The sequence below is a fragment of the Klebsiella sp. K-Nf6 genome, from assembly GCF_002806655.1.
Lineage (GTDB): Bacteria > Pseudomonadota > Gammaproteobacteria > Enterobacterales > Enterobacteriaceae > Klebsiella > Klebsiella variicola.
The window spans coordinates 37,758-56,116 of sequence record NZ_PIBN01000005.1 but is presented as its reverse complement, the minus strand read 5'-3'; the positions used below and the strand labels follow the sequence as shown (position 1 = coordinate 56,116).

Here is an 18,359-nt window from a genome sequence, read left to right as displayed (position 1 = left end):
GAGATAGCACTCGTACAAGACATTGTTGCACACTCCCCCTGAATTTGCATTCCGATACTGTATATTCATTCAGGTTAAATTGTGTCATAATTAGCCGTTTCTGCCGTTTGTCCTTCAAGCAAACCAGGCAATCCGTGTATCTACCTACCGGGAAAGGTGAATGGATAAGATCGAAGTTCGGGGCGCCCGCACCCATAATCTCAAAAACATCAACCTCGTTATCCCGCGCGACAAACTCATTGTCGTCACCGGGCTTTCCGGGTCTGGCAAATCTTCACTCGCTTTCGACACCCTGTATGCCGAAGGCCAGCGTCGCTACGTCGAATCGCTCTCCGCCTATGCGCGACAGTTCCTGTCGCTGATGGAGAAGCCGGACGTCGACCATATCGAAGGGCTGTCGCCGGCGATTTCCATCGAACAGAAATCAACCTCTCACAACCCCCGCTCGACGGTGGGTACCATTACCGAAATTCACGACTACCTGCGTCTGCTGTACGCCCGCGTCGGTGAACCGCGCTGTCCGGATCATGATGTGCCGCTGGCGGCGCAAACCGTCAGCCAGATGGTCGATAACGTCCTCGCCCAGCCGGAAGGCCTGCGCCTGATGCTGCTGGCGCCCATTATTAAAGAGCGCAAAGGCGAGCACACCAAAACCCTGGAAAACCTCGCCAGCCAGGGCTACATCCGCGCACGGATCGATGGCGAAGTCTGCGATCTCTCGGATCCGCCGAAGCTGGAGCTACAGAAGAAGCACACTATCGAGGTGGTCATCGACCGCTTTAAGGTACGCGACGATCTGGCGCAGCGCCTGGCTGAGTCATTCGAAACCGCGCTGGAGCTCTCCGGCGGTACCGCCGTCGTGGCCAATATGGATGATGAAAAAGCGGAAGAACTGCTGTTTTCCGCTAACTTCGCCTGCCCGATCTGCGGCTATAGCATGCGCGAGCTGGAGCCGCGCCTGTTCTCCTTCAACAACCCGGCGGGCGCCTGCCCGACCTGCGACGGTCTCGGCGTTCAGCAATATTTCGATCCCGACCGCGTGGTGCAGAATCCGGAGCTATCGCTGGCGGGCGGTGCTATCCGCGGCTGGGATCGCCGCAACTTCTACTACTTCCAGATGCTGAAGTCGCTGGCGGAGCACTATAAGTTTGATGTCGAAGCGCCATGGGGCACCCTCAGTGCTAATGTGCAGAAAGTCGTGCTGTACGGTTCCGGCAAAGAGAACATTGAATTCAAATACATGAACGATCGCGGCGATACTTCAGTGCGCCGCCATCCGTTCGAAGGCGTGCTGCACAACATGGAGCGTCGTTATAAAGAGACCGAATCCAGCGCCGTACGCGAAGAGCTGGCGAAATTCATCAGCAACCGTCCATGCGCCAGCTGCGACGGTACGCGTCTGCGCCGCGAAGCGCGCCATGTGTTTGTAGAGAACACGCCGCTACCGACCATTTCCGATATGAGCATCGGCCACGCGATGGACTTCTTCAACAACCTGAAGCTCTCCGGCCAGCGGGCACAAATCGCTGAGAAAGTGCTGAAAGAGATCGGCGATCGCCTGAAGTTCCTCGTCAACGTCGGCCTGAACTACCTCACGCTTTCCCGCTCGGCAGAAACCCTCTCCGGCGGTGAAGCCCAGCGTATCCGTCTGGCGAGCCAGATTGGCGCCGGGCTGGTTGGCGTGATGTACGTGCTGGATGAGCCCTCCATCGGCCTGCACCAGCGCGATAACGAACGCCTGCTGGGTACCCTGATCCATCTGCGTAATTTAGGCAACACGGTGATCGTCGTTGAGCATGACGAAGACGCGATTCGCGCCGCCGACCATGTGATCGATATCGGTCCTGGCGCCGGGGTTCACGGCGGCCAGGTGGTGGCCGAAGGGCCACTGGACGCCATTATGGCGGTACCAGAATCCCTCACCGGGCAGTTCATGAGTGGTAAGCGCAAAATCGAAGTGCCGAAACAGCGCGTGCCCGCCAATCCGGAAAAAGTGCTGAAGCTGACCGGCGCGCGCGGCAACAATCTGAAGGATGTAACGCTGACCCTGCCGGTCGGTCTGTTTACCTGCATTACTGGCGTTTCCGGCTCGGGTAAATCGACGCTGATTAACGACACCCTGTTCCCGATTGCTCAGCGCCAGCTTAACGGCGCGACCATCGCCGAACCGGCGCCGTATCGCGATATCCAGGGGCTGGAGCACTTCGATAAAGTGATTGATATCGACCAGAGCCCAATCGGCCGCACGCCGCGCTCCAACCCGGCGACCTATACCGGGGTGTTTACGCCGGTGCGCGAGCTGTTCGCCGGGGTGCCGGAATCACGTTCACGTGGCTATACGCCGGGGCGCTTTAGTTTTAACGTCCGCGGCGGTCGTTGTGAAGCCTGCCAGGGCGACGGGGTGATCAAGGTCGAAATGCACTTCCTGCCGGATATCTACGTACCGTGCGACCAGTGCAAAGGCAAACGCTATAACCGTGAAACGCTGGAGATTAAGTACAAGGGTAAGACCATCCACGAAGTGCTGGATATGACCATTGAAGAGGCGCGTGAATTCTTTGATGCCGTACCGGCGCTGGCGCGTAAGTTGCAAACCCTGATGGACGTCGGCCTGACCTATATCCGTCTCGGCCAGTCGGCGACAACGCTGTCCGGCGGCGAGGCGCAGCGCGTGAAGCTGGCGCGCGAACTCTCCAAACGCGGTACCGGCCAGACGCTGTATATTCTCGATGAGCCGACCACGGGTCTGCACTTCGCCGATATTCAGCAGTTGCTGGAAGTGCTGCATCAGCTGCGCGATCAGGGCAATACCATCGTGGTGATTGAGCATAACCTCGATGTGATTAAAACTGCCGACTGGATTGTCGATCTGGGTCCGGAAGGCGGCAGCGGCGGCGGCGAAATACTGGTCTCCGGTACGCCTGAGACCGTCGCCGAGTGCGAAGCCTCGCACACCGCGCGCTTCCTGAAACCGATGCTGAAATAATTAGCGGGATAGCTGCTGCCGGACTGGCTCCGGCAGCATTTTCACCGCCTGCTGGTAAGATGCATCGACCAGGTAGTAGATTTGCGAATCCGGCAGCGAACCATCCAGAAAGACGGTGCTCCAGTGCGCTTTATTGAGATGCTTGCTGGGCCGGACATCGCGATGCTGCTCTCGCAGCAGCTCCGCCAGTTCCGGGCTCGCTTTCAGCGCGACCGCTGGCCGCTGGTCCTCAACTTCCTTCACCATGGCAAACAGCACGTCCGAGACCTTGATCTGCGTGGCTTTCCAGTCGCTATGGACGCTCTGCTCCGCTCCCGGTTTCGCCATGCAGTACTGCAATAACTCCGAAATTGTCATCTTTTATTCCCCCATGAGCGTCGCAACGATGTGCCGCGAACCGCCGTGTATCCGATGCTCCCCCAGCCAGATGCCCTGCCAGGTTCCCAGCCTGACGCGCCCGTCCTCGACCGGCAGCATCAGCGACACGCCAAGCATCGATGATTTGATGTGCGAAGGCATATCGTCAGGACCTTCATAATCATGTTCGTACGGCGCATTGTCCGGCACGGCGTTGAGAAAATACTGCTCCATGTCATAGCGGACGGTGGGATCGCAGTTTTCGTTGAGCGTCAGGGAAGCGGAAGTATGCTGGAGCAGGAGGTGCAGCAGGCCAACCTTCACCCCGGACAGCCCGCGGATCTGGCCGAGGACCTCATCGGTGACCAGATGAAAACCGCGGGATTTTGGCCCAAGCGTCAGGGTTTGCTGATACCACATCATCGACTCCTTTTGCGAATGAATCCTTCTAAGTGTGCAGCAATACGTGAAAAGGTAAAACCTTCCACCCCTGATTTTGCATAAAAAAACGGCAGCACTACCGCTGCCGTTTATCGCGTTCAGGCGATCATCAGTATTCGGAATTGACGATCACTTCTTCGCCCAGCGCCCCGGCCATCGGCAGCGGCTTATAGGAGGAGTTGGCGGCCCGCAGCACGCGGATCCCACGGGCGCCGGCTTCACGAGCGGCGGTGATATCGTTATCCGAATCGCCGTAGAAAACCTTTATCTGCTTCGCCTGCAGCCACTGGGTCTTGGTGTTCTGGCCAGGCTTATCACCGGCGAAAATCACCGGATTCATATTGGCGGCCGGAATGAGAAAATCATCCTGCAGGGTTTTAGAAACGGTTTCTGTTTTGGTCTGGCTGCGGCCGGTGACGAACCAGATGCTGTCCCCACGCTTCACATGCATCGCGATCAGCTGGCGCGCCACCTCTTTCGGCATACTGAATTCATCCCAGCCGTTGTTCATTTTTTCCCAGAACTGCGGGTTTTTCAGGTAATCCTCACTACCGGGAGAGAAGGTTTTTTGCCCGCGCCAGAAGCCCGGACTGGAGAAGAGGACGGTGTCATCGATATCAAAGCCGACGGCCATCGGCGGCCGCCCCAGCAGGCTGTTCTCGATTTGCGCCACCGAAACCCAGTGGATCGGCGCCTGCTCGGCCAGCTGGGCCACATTGGTGCCCACCCACAGCGGCTGTGGCGTGGAGGCGCGCGCCACAACGGCGCTGTTCAGCGTGAACAAGAGAGAAGCCGCCGCAAAGGCGAGAGTAAGTTTGCGCATATTTATCCCTAAATCTATCAATCATTATTATTTTTAATAATGTGCATGCTTAGCAACGCCCCGACCTTACCCGCCGATCGCGTGGATGAAAAGCCTTTTTCGCGTAGATGTCATAGAAAAAGAGGATGATCACAATCAGAGAGGAGGTTGCCGCTGCCCGTTGACCGGCAGCGGCAACCCACTGGGGAGCGGCTTACATCACCGCAGCAAAGGCTTTCGCCACCTGCTGAACATTACGTGAGTTTAACCCTGCCACGCACATACGACCGCTGGCAATCAGGTAGACGCCAAACTCGTCGCGCAGACGATCGACCTGCGCCGCGCTGAAGCCGGTGTAGCTGAACATCCCGCGCTGCTTAAGCAGGTAATCCACCTTGCTGCCCGGGGCAACCTGCTGCAGCGCGTCGACCAGCGCCTGACGCATGGTCAGGATGTGCGCGCGCATGGCGTCCACTTCCGCCTGCCAGGTGGCTTTCAGAGCTGCATCGTTCAGCACCGTCGCCACCACCTGCGCGCCAAAGCTTGGCGGGCTGGAGTAGTTGCGGCGCACGGTGGCCTTCAGTTGACCCAGCACGCGGCCTGCAGTTTCGCTGTCGTCACAGACCACTGACAGGCCGCCGACGCGCTCCCCGTACAGGGAGAAAATCTTGGAGAACGAGTTGCTGACCAGCATCGGCATCCCGGCGCTGGCGATGGCGCGAATGGCGTAAGCATCCTCTTCCAGCCCCCCGCCAAAGCCCTGGTAGGCGATGTCGAGGAAGGGGATCAGCTGACGCGCTTGTAATACCTCAACCACGCGGTCCCACTGGGCTGGCGTCAGGTCGGCGCCGGTCGGGTTGTGGCAGCAAGGGTGCAGCAGCACAATATCGCGCGCCGGCAGCGTTTGCAGCGTCGCCAGCAGGTCCTCAAAGCGCACGCCGTTGGTGGCTTTGTCAAACCAGGGGTAAGTACTTACTTCGAAGCCAGCCCCTTCAAAAATGGCGATGTGGTTTTCCCAGGTCGGATCGCTGACCCAGACATGAGACTCCGGAAAGTAGCGTTTGAGGAAGTCGGCCCCGACCTTCAGCGCGCCCGAACCGCCGACCGTCTGAATGGAGGCAATGCGGTTTTGCTTAAGCGCGGTATGCTCTGCGCCAAACAGCAGCGGCGCAATCGCCTGACGGTAGCCGCTCAACCCTTCCATCGGCAGATACAGCGAGGCGCCATGCGGCTCGGCGTTCAGGCGCGCTTCCGCTTCCGCCACCGCCTGCAGCTGCGGAATGATACCGTCATCGTTGTAGTACAGCCCGATACTCAGGTTGACTTTGTCGCTTCGCGGATCTTCTTTGAAGCGTTCCATCAGAGAAAGAATAGGGTCGCCGGCGTAGGCGTCAACTTTTTGAAACACGCGATGTATCTCCAGGTTTACATAGGGCAGGTTCTTACACAATAAACCGGATATGACGGCAGGTCGAGAGGATGTTGAGGGGAAAATGACCGCGAGGTGGCATAAACCGCTTTTTCGCTCGCGGCTGTGCCGATGGCGTACCGGATAAACGTCGGGTTTACCCGGTACGGCTGGTGCTTAGTCGAGGTATTTCATGGCGACGCGGGAGGTCAGTCGCGTAATAAGTTCGTAAGCACTCACTTTCGTTATCTCGGCGATGCGCTCTACCGGGAGCCCCTCTCCCCATAGCACCACCGCGTCGCCGGCTTTATCCTGGGCCTGCGGTCCGAGGTCAACGCAGATCATATCCATCGCCACCCGGCCGACAATCGGCACTTCGCGGCCATTGACCAGCACCGGCGTGCCCGACGGCGCGGCGCGCGGATAACCGTCGCCATAGCCCATCGCCACCACGCCGAGACGGGTATCGCGTTCGCTGACCCAGGTGCCGCCGTAGCCGACGGGCTCCCCTGCTTTATGCTCGCGCACCGCAATCAGGCTGGACGTCAGGGTCATCACCGGCTGGCAGCCAAAATCTTTCCCGGTGGAGCGATCGTCCAGCGGCGAAACGCCATACAGGATAATCCCGGGACGCACCCAGTCGTAATGCGATTGCGGCCACAGCAGAATGCCGCCCGAGGCGGCGATAGAGCGCAGCCCCGGCTTGCCTTCGGTAAAGGTGGTAAAGATGTCCAGCTGGCGTTCGGTGGCGCCGCAGGTCGGCTCATCGGCGCGGGCGAAATGGCTCACCACGTTCACCGGCTGGCGGACGTTTTTACACTGGCTCAGACGCTGATAAAACGCCTCGGCTTCCTCCGGGCGCACCCCTAAGCGATGCATGCCGGTGTCCAGCTTCATCCACACGGTTACCGGCTCGGGGAGATCGGCTTGCTCCAGCGCCGCCAGCTGTTCGGGGCTATGCACCGCCGTATGCAGGCGCTGGGCGGCGATCACCGCCAGGTCTTCCGCAGCAAAAAAGCCTTCCAGCAGGAGGATCGGCTGGGCGATGCCTCCTGCTCGCAGGCGCAGCGCCTCTTCCAGGCGGGCGACGCCAAAGGCGTCGGCGTCGGTCAGCGTTCGCGCGGTCTCGAGAAGACCGTGTCCGTAGGCGTTCGCTTTCACCACCGCAACCAGTTTGCTGGCAGGCGCCAGGTCACGTAGACGTTGCAGGTTGTGTCGCAGAGCGCGGCGGTTGATGACTACAGTTGCCGCTTGCATTTGAATTCCTTAAAAAAAGACTGACGGAGGTTTACTCATCGTCATACTGAGGGCCGGCATAATTATCGAAACGCGACCACTGGCCGTTAAAGGTCAGTCGCACGGTGCCGATCGGGCCGTTACGTTGTTTACCAATGATAATTTCCGCGATGCCTTTAAGATCGCTGTTCTCGTGATAAACCTCATCACGGTAAATGAACATGATTAAGTCGGCATCCTGTTCGATAGAGCCGGACTCACGCAGGTCGGAGTTGACCGGGCGTTTATCGGCGCGCTGTTCCAGGGAGCGGTTCAACTGCGACAGCGCCACCACCGGCACCTGCAACTCTTTCGCCAGCGCCTTCAGCGAGCGGGAGATTTCGGCGATCTCAAGCGTACGATTGTCGGAGAGCGACGGCACGCGCATCAGCTGCAGGTAGTCGATCATGATAAGCCCGATGCCGCCGTGCTCGCGGGCGATACGCCGCGCGCGGGAGCGCACTTCCGTCGGCGTCAGGCCGGAGGAGTCATCGATGTAGATGTTACGTTTTTCCAGCAGGATGCCCATGGTGCCGGAGATCCGCGCCCAGTCTTCATCGTCCAGCTGACCTGTACGAATGCGGGTCTGATCGACGCGCGACAGCGAGGCCAGAGAACGCATCATGATCTGTTCCGAGGGCATCTCGAGACTGAAGATTAATACCGGCTTATCCTGCAGCATTGCCGCGTTTTCCACGAGGTTCATCGCGAAGGTCGTTTTACCCATCGACGGACGGGCGGCGACAATAATCAGATCCGACGGCTGCAGGCCAGCGGTCTTTTTGTTGAGGTCGTCGTAGCCGGTATTCACCCCGGTGACGCCGTCATGCGGCTGCTGGAACAGCTGTTCGATACGGGCGACGGTGGCATCGAGCACATCGGCGATGTTTTTCGGCCCTTCGTCTTTATTGGCCCGGCTTTCGGCGATTTTGAAAACCCGGGACTCGGCGAGATCGAGCAAATCTTCGCTGGTTCGCCCCTGCGGGTCGAAGCCGGCTTCGGCGATCTCGTTGGCCACCGAAATCATCTCGCGCACGACCGCGCGTTCGCGCACGATGTCGGCATAGGCGCTGATGTTCGCCGCGCTGGGCGTGTTTTTGGACAGCTCGGCCAGATAGGCGAAGCCGCCCACGCTGTCCAGCTGCCCCTGACGCTCCAGCGACTCCGCAAGGGTAATCAGGTCAATCGGGCTACCTGACTCCTGCAGACGCGCCATCTCGGTAAAGATATGACGATGCGGACGAGTATAGAAATCTTCCGACACCACGCGTTCGGCGACGTCGTCCCAGCGCTCGTTATCCAGCATTAAACCGCCCAACACCGACTGCTCCGCTTCAATCGAGTGCGGCGGGACTTTCAGCCCGGCGAGCTGCGGATCGCGTTCGCGGGTTTCTGTCTGTGGTTTGTTGAAGGGTTTATTTCCTGCCATAGCCTAACATTTCACCGATACGGAAAAGAGCGTGACAGTATAGCGAGAAAGCCATTGCCGCTAAAGAACCCATTAAGCGTGGCAGGCCTGAGGCGGATAAGAAAATCCGTCACCGCCGCCGCAGGCTGTTAAGCTTACTGGATAATCTCAGAACAACACAGGAGCGAACATGGCAACACGCATCGAATTTTCAAAACACGGCGGGCCGGAGGTGCTTCAGGCGGTTGAGTTCACGCCCTGCGATCCCGCAGAGCATGAAATTCAGGTCGAAAATAAAGCCATCGGTATCAACTATATCGACACCTATGTTCGTAGCGGCCTCTATCCGCCGCCGTCGCTGCCGAGCGGTCTGGGCACCGAGGCAGCCGGCATCGTCAGTAAAGTCGGCCACGGGGTGACGCACATTAAGGTAGGCGATCGGGTGGTGTACGCCCAGTCGGCGCTCGGCGCCTACAGCACGGTACACAATGTGCTGGCCGACAAAGCCGCGGTTCTGCCGGACGCCATCTCTTTCGAACAGGCCGCGGCATCGTTCCTGAAAGGATTGACGGTCTGGTATCTGCTGCGCAAAACCTATGAAATTAAGCCTAATGAAGTGTTCCTGTTTCACGCGGCCGCCGGCGGCGTGGGGCTGATTGCCTGTCAGTGGGCGAAAGCGCTGGGCGCGAAACTTATCGGCACCGTCGGCAGCGCGCAGAAAGCGCAGCGTGCCAAAGAGGCTGGTGCCTGGCAGGTGATTAACTATCGCGAAGAGCAAATCGTGGAGCGACTCAAGGCGCTTACCGACGGTAAGAAAGTGGCCGTGGTCTACGACTCGGTGGGGAAAGATACCTGGGAAGCCTCTCTGGACTGCCTGCAGCGACGCGGTCTGATGGTCAGCTTTGGCAACTCCTCCGGCCCGGTGACCGGCGTCAATCTGGGGATCCTGAATCAGAAAGGTTCTCTGTATGTCACCCGACCATCTCTGCAGGGCTATATCACCAACCGGGAAGAGCTGGAGGAAGCCTGCAGTGAACTGTTTTCGCTGATCGCCAGTGGGGTAATTAAAGTGGACGTGCCTGAGGGTCAGACCTATCCGCTGGCCGAGGCCCGTCGGGCGCATGAAGTTCTGGAAAGCCGGGTAACTCAGGGGTCGAGTCTGCTGCTGCCGTAAGCGGACAAAGGGACAAAAGTTTAGGGCTTCCACCTGGGAAGCCCTTACTTTTTTTTAGTTCGGCTGTATGTAGGGTACAGCGCGATGAATTCGTTAACGCGCTAATAGTGACAGATTTGCTCAGTAATGCCTACGCGGTTGTCTGCAAAATTGTTCAGGTTGTGACAGACCCCTCAATACCTTAGTAACGCCAACGGTTATTGTCGCGAAAAGCGTTTCCGTTCGGGGATTTCAGCGCCCGAATAATCCACACCACCACCACGGCCAGCAGCAACCACGGCAGTAATTTGATCATCAAGGCAAACAACCCGCCGACGAACATCAGCGCGGTAGTGACCACGATAGCCGCGATAATCCCCAGCAGCGATACGCCGGTCACCAACAGCATGACAAAAAATCCAATGACAAATAGCAGTTCCAGCATGGTTCTCTCCCCAACGAATGAATACTTCACTCTGCAGGTATTACAAAAAGCATGCCAAACATAAGCATTTGACTTTAAAAGAAAACGCCCCGCGTCAGTGCGCGAGGCGTGGTCAATTTCACCAAGTTTTCGTCAGAAATTAACGTTTATCGGCCACCAGCTGCAGAGCATGCTCCAGCACCGCAATATCGGCGCCGGCTTTATGCGCGTTCTCGCTCAGATAGCGACGCCACTGGCGAGCGCCGGGGATCCCCTGAAATAGCCCCAGCATATGGCGGGTGATATGGCCCAGATAGGTGCCATTGCTGAGCTCGCGCTCAATATACGGGTACATGGCTCGCACCACCGCCACCGGATCGGCATCCGCGCCTGCGATGCCGAAAATTTCGCGGTCGACCGAGGCCAGAATGCCCGGGTTCTGGTAGGCCTCACGCCCGACCATTACCCCATCCATATGTTCAAGCTGCAGTCTGGCTTCGTCCAGCGATTTGATCCCGCCGTTGATCGCCATCGTCAGATGGGGGAAGTCGCGCTTCAGCTGCCAGACGCGGGGGTAATCCAGCGGCGGGATCTCGCGGTTCTCTTTTGGGCTCAGGCCGGAGAGCCAGGCTTTGCGGGCGTGAATAATAAACATCTCACACTCGCCCTTGCCGGAGACCGTCTCAATGAAATCGCACAGAAACTCATAGCTATCCTGATCGTCAATCCCGATACGGGTTTTCACCGTGACCGGAATCGACACCACATCGCGCATCGCCTTGATACAGTCGGCCACCAGTGGCGCATTGCCCATCAGGCAGGCGCCAAACATCCCGTTCTGCACGCGATCGGAGGGGCAACCGACGTTGAGATTGATCTCATCGTAGCCGCGCGCTTCAGCCAGCTTCGCGCACTGCGCCAGGGCCTGCGGATCGCTGCCGCCAAGCTGCAGAGCAACCGGGTGCTCTTCTTCGCTATAGGCCAGATAGTCACCTTTGCCGTGAATAATCGCCCCGGTGGTCACCATTTCGGTATACAGCAGCGTATGCCGCGACAGCAGCCGCAGGAAATAGCGGCAGTGTCGGTCAGTCCAGTCGAGCATCGGCGCGATGGAGAAGCGGTGAGCAGGGAAAACAGGTGACGTTGATTCAGGCATCATGGCGAATAAATAAGCATCCGGGTAAAAAGGGGCGCTACTATAGCATAAAGATAAACCACTGGCGCATAGTGCGGCGAGCGTCACCCTCCCCCAGGTCGATTACTTTTTCCGCGGTTTGCCGTCGTGTGGACCAAAGAACTGCGGCGGATGGTCAACCCAGCGATCCTGGCGCGTCGCGGCATAGCCGGGATTAAGCGGGTAATAGATGCGGTTGTATTTTTTGTTGGACTCACCCACCACCAGCAGACGAACCTCCTGCTCGGTGTTATTGAGAAAAGTGTGGCAGATGCCGGTACCCGCGGGAAAACCCACGCTGTCGCCCGGCTCCAGCTTCCAGAGATAGCCGTTTATCCATACCTCCGGATAGCCCTCCAGCACATAGATGAACTCTTCCTCATCGCTCTCGGCGTGCGGGTACGAGGTGCGTCGTCCCGGAGGCAGTCGCTCGTGATGGATCCCCAGCCGGTTGAGCCGTAAACCGCGCCCCAGCGGCGCGCCAATCGAAAAACGCTCCGGGCTGTCGGGATAAGTGGCATCGTCGGGCCCTTCCAGTTCGCGCCAGTGGCGAATGCAATCAGGTCGTTTCATCGTTTTCTCCCGAAAATGAGACACTTCAGATATAGCATACCCTGGGTCAGGCGTGTTGCGATTAAATCGGGCAGGACGGTTTTAGCGATCGACTAAGGCGTGGTCTGTACGAAAGTCAGCGGCCAGCACCCGGAGCTGGCGCAGGTGCCGACAATCTGAAGTATGACCCGTATCACCCGCCGGCTCTCGGTGTTTTCTGAGGAACGTGATAAAGTAACAGATTCAAATTCACGCAACCCGAGGATGCTCATGGATAAGACCCCTTCGCAAGAGATGTTAGCGCATGCTGAAAAGCTATGTGCGCAGCGCGGCGTACGCCTGACCCCACAGCGTCTGGAGGTGTTGCGCCTGATGAGCCTGCAACAAGGGGCGATCAGCGCCTACGACCTGCTGGATCTCCTGCGTGACAAAGAGCCGCAGGCTAAACCACCGACGGTTTACCGTGCGCTGGAGTTTTTACTCGAGCAGGGTTTTGTTCACAAGGTGGAGTCAACCAACAGCTATGTGCTGTGCCATCTCTTTGACCAGCCGACCCATAGCTCAGCCATGTTTATCTGTGACCGCTGTGGCGTGGTGAAGGAAGAAGCGGCGGAAGGGGTGGAAGATATCATGCATACGTTAGCGGCCAGAATGGGCTTTGCCCTGCGCCATAACGTGATTGAAGCCCACGGCCTTTGTGCAGACTGCGTTGAAGTCGAAGCCTGCAGCACACCGGGACACTGCCAGCACGACCATACGATTCAGCTGAAAAAGAAAGCCCGCTGAGCGTCAGCCGCAGCGGGAAACAGGGTTAACGGCGCGTCCTTACGCCATTCAGACAGGCACTAACACAAATGTTTTATTCTTTGAGCCACGGAACGCTACCAGCGGTAGTCGTTCTTATGCTCCCAGTCTGAGACTTCTTTCTCAGCCTGATCCTTCGCATAGCCGTACCGTTCCTGAATTTTACCGACCAGCTGATCGCGCTTACCTTCGATCACGGTCATATCATCATCGGTAAGTTTGCCCCACTGTTCCTTGGCTTTACCTTTCAACTGTTTCCAGTTACCGCCGATTTCGTCTTTATTCATGATAACGTCCTCATCATTCGGTGGGTTTACAGCCCGTTTTGTACCGGACATGGTATTAACTATAGATGAGAATGCTGGCACCGATTCGTTATTCGGAATTTTTAACCATCATACCGATGGGTAAGGCTGAGGCGATTTTCCCGGCTTGCGCTGCGCTGAGCCGGGCTACTGAGCTGCCCCGGTAAGCGGTGCGCAACCGTGGGAATTCATGGATGGCCGTGATGAACGGCAATGACTAGCTAAACCAGGTGCCGTGTCGCCAGTGGCGACGCCAGATCAGCGCCAGCGACAGGCCGCGCAGGGCGAGGAACACCGCCAGCGCCAGCCACAGTCCGTGGTTGCCGAGCACCGGGACCGAAAGCAGCGTCACGGCAAACCCCGCCGCGGCGACCGCCATGCTGTTACGCATCTCCGCGCCGCGCGTCGCGCCGATGAACATGCCGTCCAGCAGGTAGCACCAGACGCCCACCACCGGCAGGATGGTCTGCCAGATCAGATAGCGATCGGCCAGCTGCTGCAGGGAAGGTAGCGAGGTTAACAACGCGATGATGTACTCCCCCGCCAGGCTGTAAATCAGGGCAAATGCCAGCGCCACCATGCCAGACTGGCGGCAGGCCGCCCGCCAGATTTCAAGAAGCTGGCTGCCGTCGCGCGCGCCGTAGGCCTGGCCGGAGTGGGCCTCCACGGCATAGGCAAAGCCATCCAGCGCGTAGGCGGTAAAGGTCAGCATAGTCATCAGTACCGCATTGACCGCCACAATGTCGCTGCCCAGACGCGCGCCGTACACGGTCAGCGCGCCAAAGCACAGCTGCAGCAGCAGGGAACGCAGCATGATGTCCCGATTCAACGCCAGCAGACGGCGCAGATCCCCGCGCCAGGCGTTTTTCAACATGCTCAGCGACACGCCGCGCAGCGTCAGCACCCGCTTCGCCATCATCAGGCCGATAATCAAGGTTGCGTACTCCGCGGTAACCGTGGCCAGCGCCGCCCCCTGGACGTTCATCCGCAGGCCCATCACCAGCCACAGGTCGAGCACAATATTGAGCAGATTGCCGACCACCAGCAGAATCACCGGCGCCCGGGCGTACTGAACCCCCAGCAACCAGCCGAGCAGCACCAGGTTGGCCAGCGAAGCGGGAGCGCTGAGCCAGCGAATTTCAAGGAACCGCCGTGCCTGCTCAAGCACCGCCTCACTGCCGCCGACAATATGCAGAGCGAGATTAATCAGCGGCAGGCGAAACAGGATGATGAGAACCCCGGCGCCCAGCGCCAGGGCCAGCGGCTGCACCAGCGCGCGCGCAAGACGCAGCGGATCTTTGGCACCCCAGGCCTGAGCGGTGAGCCCGGTGGTGCTCATGCGCAAAAACAGCAGCAACATGAAAAGAAAACTGGTGGCCGTCGCCCCGACCGCGACGCCGCCGAGGTATACCGGGCTGTCAAGGTGGCCGATCACCGCCGTATCTACCAGCCCCAGCAGCGGGACGGTGATGTTGGAGAAGATCATCGGGATAGCAAGGCGCCACAGCGCTTTATCGGCAGCGTTGAGCAGCATGATGGGGGACCTGATTGAGGAAAAACGTCGCAGCGTCATGCATCCGATGACGCTGCGCAGGGGCAGGCGCTACAGCCATTCTCCGTTACGGATCACGCCAACGGCCAGACCCTCAATGGTAAAACTCTGCTGGCGCAGATCGACAACGATAGGGGAAAACTCGCTGTTTTCCGGCAACAGCTCGACGACGTTGCCCTGCTTTTTCAGGCGCTTCACCGTCACTTCGTCGTCAATGCGCGCCACGACCACCTGGCCGTTACGCACGTCCTGGGTTTTGTGTACCGCCAGCAGATCGCCATCAAGGATACCGATGTCTTTCATCGACATGCCGCTGACGCGCAGCAGGAAATCCGCGTTGGGTTTAAACATCGACGGGTCGACCTGATAGTGGCCCTCAATGTGCTGCTGCGCCAGCAGCGGCTCGCCAGCGGCGACGCGGCCGATCAGCGGCAGGCCGTGTTCTTCTTCCGTCAGCAGGCGGATACCGCGAGATGCGCCGGAGACGATCTCGATCGCGCCTTTACGCGCCAGCGCTTTCAGGTGTTCTTCCGCCGCGTTTGGGGAACGGAACCCCAAGCGCTGAGCAATTTCCGCACGCGTCGGCGGCATGCCCGTCTGGCTGATATGATCCCGAATGAGATCAAACACCTCTTGCTGCCTGGTCGTTAACGCTTTCATTCCGCCCCCTGGGTGTATATACAGTTATGCTGTGAGTATATACAGCTAACGGTGATTTTGGAACCACATGGCACACAAAAATCGGTAGATTGTTTATATTTTGCGAGGCTTAGCGAAGAACGTTAGTGATAATGGCTCCACAGCAGCGTTCCCCAGGTGATCAGCGCGATGATAATCGCCAGCAGGACCGCTGCCGACCCCATGTCTTTGGCGCGCCCTGAAAGCTCATGATAATCCGAGCCTATACGGTCCACGACCGCCTCAATCGCGCTGTTGAGAATTTCGACTATCATCACTAGCAGGACCGACCCGATCAGCAATACGCGGGTGATGGCGTCGACGTCCAGCCAGCAGGCTATCGCGACGGCCACGATGGCGGCGACGCCTTCCTGACGAAACGCGGCCTCGTTGATCCACGCCGCGCGAAATCCTTTCCAGGAGTAACCTGCCGCCTTAATGATTCGGGTTAACCCGGTGGTATTATTGGCCATCACAAAACCTTTTTACGTAAATGACGTCGATGAGTGTACGCGTTTGCCGCGTGGTAACGGAAATTTTGCCCACTTTCTGTTATTCTTGCCGCGCATTTGCATGATTAACCAGAGGCTTCACATCGTTTATGTCCGGCTGGCAACGAATTTACTATAAATTACTGAATTTACCATTACGGGTGCTGGTAAAAAGCAAGTCTATTCCGGCAGAGCCTGCTCAGGAATTAGGACTCGATACCTCGCGTCCGGTCATGTACGTCCTGCCCTATAACTCCAAGGCGGACCTGCTGACGCTGCGCGCCCAATGCCTGGCGCATGATTTACCCGATCCGCTTGAACCGCTGGAGATCGACGGCGCGCTGCTGCCGCGTTACGTATTCATCCACGGTGGGCCGCGCGTATTTACCTATTACACGCCAAAAGAAGAGTCCATCAAGCTGTTCCACGACTACCTCGATCTGCACCGCAACCATCCGGATCTCGATGTGCAAATGGTGCCGGTCTCGGTGATGTTCGGCCGCTCGCCGGGCCGTGAGAAAGGGGAAGTCAATCCACCGCTGCGGATGCTTAACGGTATCCAGAAATTTTTCGCCGTCTCCTGGCTCGGCCGCGACAGCTTTGTGCGCTTTTCGCCTTCCGTGTCGCTGCGCCGCATGGCGGATGAACACGGCACCGATAAGATCATCGCGCAGAAGCTGGCTCGCGTCGCCCGGATGCACTTTGCCCGCCAGCGCCTGGCCGCCGTCGGCCCGCGTCTGCCGGCCCGTCAGGATCTGTTTAATAAACTGCTGGCCTCGAAAGCGATTGCCCGCGCGGTGGAAGACGAAGCGCGCAGCAAGAAAATTTCTCACGAGAAGGCTCAGCAGAACGCTATCGCGCTGATGGAAGAGATTGCCGCGAACTTCTCGTACGAGATGATCCGCCTGACCGACCGCATTCTCGGCTTCACCTGGAACCGCCTGTACCAGGGGATCAACGTGCATAACGCCGAGCGCGTGCGTCAGCTGGCTCACGACGGCCATGAGATTGTCTATGTCCCCTGCCACCGCAGCCACATGGACTATCTGCTGCTCTCCTACGTTCTGTATCATCAGGGCCTGGTGCCACCGCATATCGCGGCGGGCATCAACCTCAACTTCTGGCCAGCCGGGCCAATCTTCCGCCGCCTGGGCGCGTTCTTTATTCGCCGCACCTTTAAGGGCAACAAGCTCTATTCCACGGTGTTCCGCGAATATCTTGGCGAACTGTTCAGCCGCGGCTATTCCGTCGAGTATTTCGTCGAAGGCGGCCGCTCCCGTACCGGCCGTCTGCTCGATCCGAAGACCGGTACGCTGTCGATGACCATCCAGGCGATGCTGCGTGGCGGTACCCGGCCTATCACTCTGGTGCCTATCTACATCGGCTATGAGCACGTGATGGAAGTAGGAACCTACGCCAAAGAGCTGCGCGGCGCCACCAAAGAGAAAGAGAGCCTGCCGCAGATGGTGCGCGGCTTGAGTAAGCTGCGCAACCTTGGCCAGGGCTATGTCAACTTCGGCGAACCATTGCCGCTGATGACCTACCTTAACCACCATGTGCCAGAGTGGCGGGAAGCCATCGACCCAATCGAAGCCATCCGCCCTTCCTGGCTGACGCCAACGGTGAATAACATCGCCGCAGACCTGATGGTGCGCATCAACAACGCCGGCGCGGCCAACGCCATGAACCTGTGCTGCACGGCGCTGCTGGCCTCGCGCCAGCGTTCGCTCACCCGTGAGCAGCTGACCCAACAGCTGGAGTGCTACCTCGCGCTGCTGCGCAATGTGCCCTATTCGCCAGATGCGACCGCCCCCTCCGCTTCGGCCAGCGAGCTTATCGACCACGCGCTGCAGATGAACAAGTTCGAAGTAGAGAAGGACACCATCGGCGATATCATCATCCTGCCGCGCGAGCAGGCGGTGCTGATGACCTACTATCGCAACAACATCGCCCATATGCTGGTGATTCCGTCGCTGTTAGCCGCCCTGGTGACTCAGCATCGTCAACTCAGCCGCACCGAAGTGCTGCGCCATGTCGAAACGCTGTATCCGTTCCTCAAGGCCGAGCTGTTCCTGCGCTGGGAGAAAGCAGAGCTGGCCGGGGTGGTGGATGCGTTGATTGCCGAGATGCTGCGTCAGGAGCTGATCGTCGTTGATGGCGATGTGATGAGCCTCAATCCGTCGCACTCTCGCTCCCTGCAACTGCTGGCCGCTGGCGCGCGCGAGACGCTGCAGCGCTATGCCATTACCTTCTGGCTGCTGAGCGCCAACCCGTCGATCAACCGCAGTTCGCTGGAAAAAGAGAGTCGTACCGTGGCCCAGCGTCTGTCGGTGCTGCATGGCATTAACGCGCCGGAGTTCTTCGACAAAGCGGTGTTCAGTACCCTGGTGCTGACCCTGCGCGACGAAGGCTACATTAGCGATACCGGCGATGCCGAGCCGGAAGAGACGCTGAAGGTTTATCGGATGCTGGCGGAATTGATTACGTCGGATGTGCGGCTGACGATTGAAAGCGTCACGCAGGACGACGCGTAACGCGGTGTTTTCTGC

17 protein-coding genes are annotated in these 18,359 nt (G+C 58.5%); 4 read left to right on the top strand and 13 right to left on the bottom strand.

Going from position 1 to position 18,359, the window contains the following annotated elements:
* Window positions 1-160 precede the first annotated feature (160 nt).
* A complete protein-coding gene (uvrA, locus tag CWM61_RS10345) occupies window positions 161-2,986 on the top strand; it encodes an excinuclease ABC subunit UvrA (protein WP_061156118.1) in 2,826 nt (941 codons plus the stop codon).
* Here uvrA and CWM61_RS10340 read toward each other — a convergent pair whose 3' ends face one another.
* The 6 genes from CWM61_RS10340 to dnaB form a co-directional block, all read right to left on the bottom strand.
* Window positions 2,987-3,343, bottom strand: coding sequence for an MmcQ/YjbR family DNA-binding protein (locus tag CWM61_RS10340; RefSeq protein ID WP_061156119.1), 357 nt, complete (start codon window positions 3,341-3,343; stop codon window positions 2,987-2,989). It lies immediately after the preceding gene.
* A 3-nt stretch (window positions 3,344-3,346) separates the two neighbouring features.
* Window positions 3,347-3,763, bottom strand: a complete 417-nt coding sequence (locus tag CWM61_RS10335; RefSeq protein WP_008807295.1) for a secondary thiamine-phosphate synthase enzyme YjbQ — start codon at window positions 3,761-3,763, stop codon at window positions 3,347-3,349.
* 130 nt (window positions 3,764-3,893) lie between these two features.
* Window positions 3,894-4,607: an acid phosphatase AphA gene (gene aphA, locus CWM61_RS10330; protein WP_008807296.1), complete on the bottom strand. Its 714-nt coding sequence runs from the start codon at window positions 4,605-4,607 to the stop codon at window positions 3,894-3,896.
* Between the two features lie 193 nt (window positions 4,608-4,800).
* Window positions 4,801-5,994 (bottom strand): aromatic amino acid transaminase, encoded by a 1,194-nt coding sequence (gene tyrB / locus CWM61_RS10325; RefSeq protein WP_061156120.1) that lies wholly within the window; start codon window positions 5,992-5,994, stop codon window positions 4,801-4,803.
* Window positions 5,995-6,171: 177 nt separating this feature from the next.
* Window positions 6,172-7,251, bottom strand: a complete 1,080-nt coding sequence (gene alr, locus CWM61_RS10320) for an alanine racemase (protein ID WP_074387353.1) — start codon at window positions 7,249-7,251, stop codon at window positions 6,172-6,174.
* A gap of 31 nt (window positions 7,252-7,282) precedes the next feature.
* On the bottom strand, window positions 7,283-8,698 hold the full coding sequence (gene dnaB, locus CWM61_RS10315) for a replicative DNA helicase (protein ID WP_008807299.1): 1,416 nt from the start codon (window positions 8,696-8,698) through the stop codon (window positions 7,283-7,285).
* Window positions 8,699-8,867: 169 nt separating this feature from the next.
* On the opposite strand from dnaB, the gene CWM61_RS10310 reads away from it, so the two are divergent.
* Window positions 8,868-9,851: a quinone oxidoreductase gene (locus CWM61_RS10310; RefSeq protein ID WP_074387354.1), complete on the top strand. Its 984-nt coding sequence runs from the start codon at window positions 8,868-8,870 to the stop codon at window positions 9,849-9,851.
* Window positions 9,852-10,032: 181 nt separating this feature from the next.
* Here CWM61_RS10310 and pspG read toward each other — a convergent pair whose 3' ends face one another.
* The 3 genes from pspG to CWM61_RS10295 all read right to left on the bottom strand — a co-directional run bounded on the left by pspG (window position 10,033) and on the right by CWM61_RS10295 (window position 12,001).
* Window positions 10,033-10,275, bottom strand: a complete 243-nt coding sequence (pspG, locus tag CWM61_RS10305; RefSeq protein ID WP_074387355.1) for an envelope stress response protein PspG — start codon at window positions 10,273-10,275, stop codon at window positions 10,033-10,035.
* A gap of 139 nt (window positions 10,276-10,414) precedes the next feature.
* Window positions 10,415-11,413, bottom strand: a complete 999-nt coding sequence (gene dusA, locus CWM61_RS10300) for a tRNA dihydrouridine(20/20a) synthase DusA (RefSeq protein ID WP_074387356.1) — start codon at window positions 11,411-11,413, stop codon at window positions 10,415-10,417.
* Between the two features lie 99 nt (window positions 11,414-11,512).
* The gene (locus CWM61_RS10295; protein WP_061156123.1) at window positions 11,513-12,001 is read right to left on the bottom strand and encodes a cupin domain-containing protein; all 489 of its coding nucleotides are present in this window, start codon (window positions 11,999-12,001) and stop codon (window positions 11,513-11,515) included.
* A 249-nt stretch (window positions 12,002-12,250) separates the two neighbouring features.
* On the opposite strand from CWM61_RS10295, the gene zur reads away from it, so the two are divergent.
* On the top strand, window positions 12,251-12,766 hold the full coding sequence (gene zur, locus CWM61_RS10290; RefSeq protein WP_061156124.1) for a zinc uptake transcriptional repressor Zur: 516 nt from the start codon (window positions 12,251-12,253) through the stop codon (window positions 12,764-12,766).
* 95 nt (window positions 12,767-12,861) lie between these two features.
* Here zur and CWM61_RS10285 read toward each other — a convergent pair whose 3' ends face one another.
* From CWM61_RS10285 to CWM61_RS10270, 4 genes are all read right to left on the bottom strand, one after another.
* Window positions 12,862-13,071 (bottom strand): CsbD family protein, encoded by a 210-nt coding sequence (locus tag CWM61_RS10285; RefSeq protein ID WP_004206293.1) that lies wholly within the window; start codon window positions 13,069-13,071, stop codon window positions 12,862-12,864.
* Window positions 13,072-13,306: 235 nt separating this feature from the next.
* Window positions 13,307-14,623: an MATE family efflux transporter DinF gene (dinF, locus tag CWM61_RS10280; RefSeq protein WP_100631200.1), complete on the bottom strand. Its 1,317-nt coding sequence runs from the start codon at window positions 14,621-14,623 to the stop codon at window positions 13,307-13,309.
* Window positions 14,624-14,692: 69 nt separating this feature from the next.
* Window positions 14,693-15,301, bottom strand: a complete 609-nt coding sequence (gene lexA, locus CWM61_RS10275) for a transcriptional repressor LexA (RefSeq protein ID WP_016160103.1) — start codon at window positions 15,299-15,301, stop codon at window positions 14,693-14,695.
* Between the two features lie 122 nt (window positions 15,302-15,423).
* Complete coding sequence (locus tag CWM61_RS10270) at window positions 15,424-15,792, bottom strand: diacylglycerol kinase (RefSeq protein ID WP_004206290.1); 369 nt, start codon at window positions 15,790-15,792, stop codon at window positions 15,424-15,426.
* A gap of 128 nt (window positions 15,793-15,920) precedes the next feature.
* Between CWM61_RS10270 and plsB the strand changes: the two genes are divergently transcribed.
* Window positions 15,921-18,344 carry a glycerol-3-phosphate 1-O-acyltransferase PlsB gene (gene plsB / locus CWM61_RS10265; protein WP_074387358.1) on the top strand — a complete coding sequence of 808 codons (2,424 nt, stop codon included), beginning with the start codon at window positions 15,921-15,923 and terminating at the stop codon, window positions 18,342-18,344.
* The last annotated feature ends 15 nt before the right edge of the window (window positions 18,345-18,359 follow it).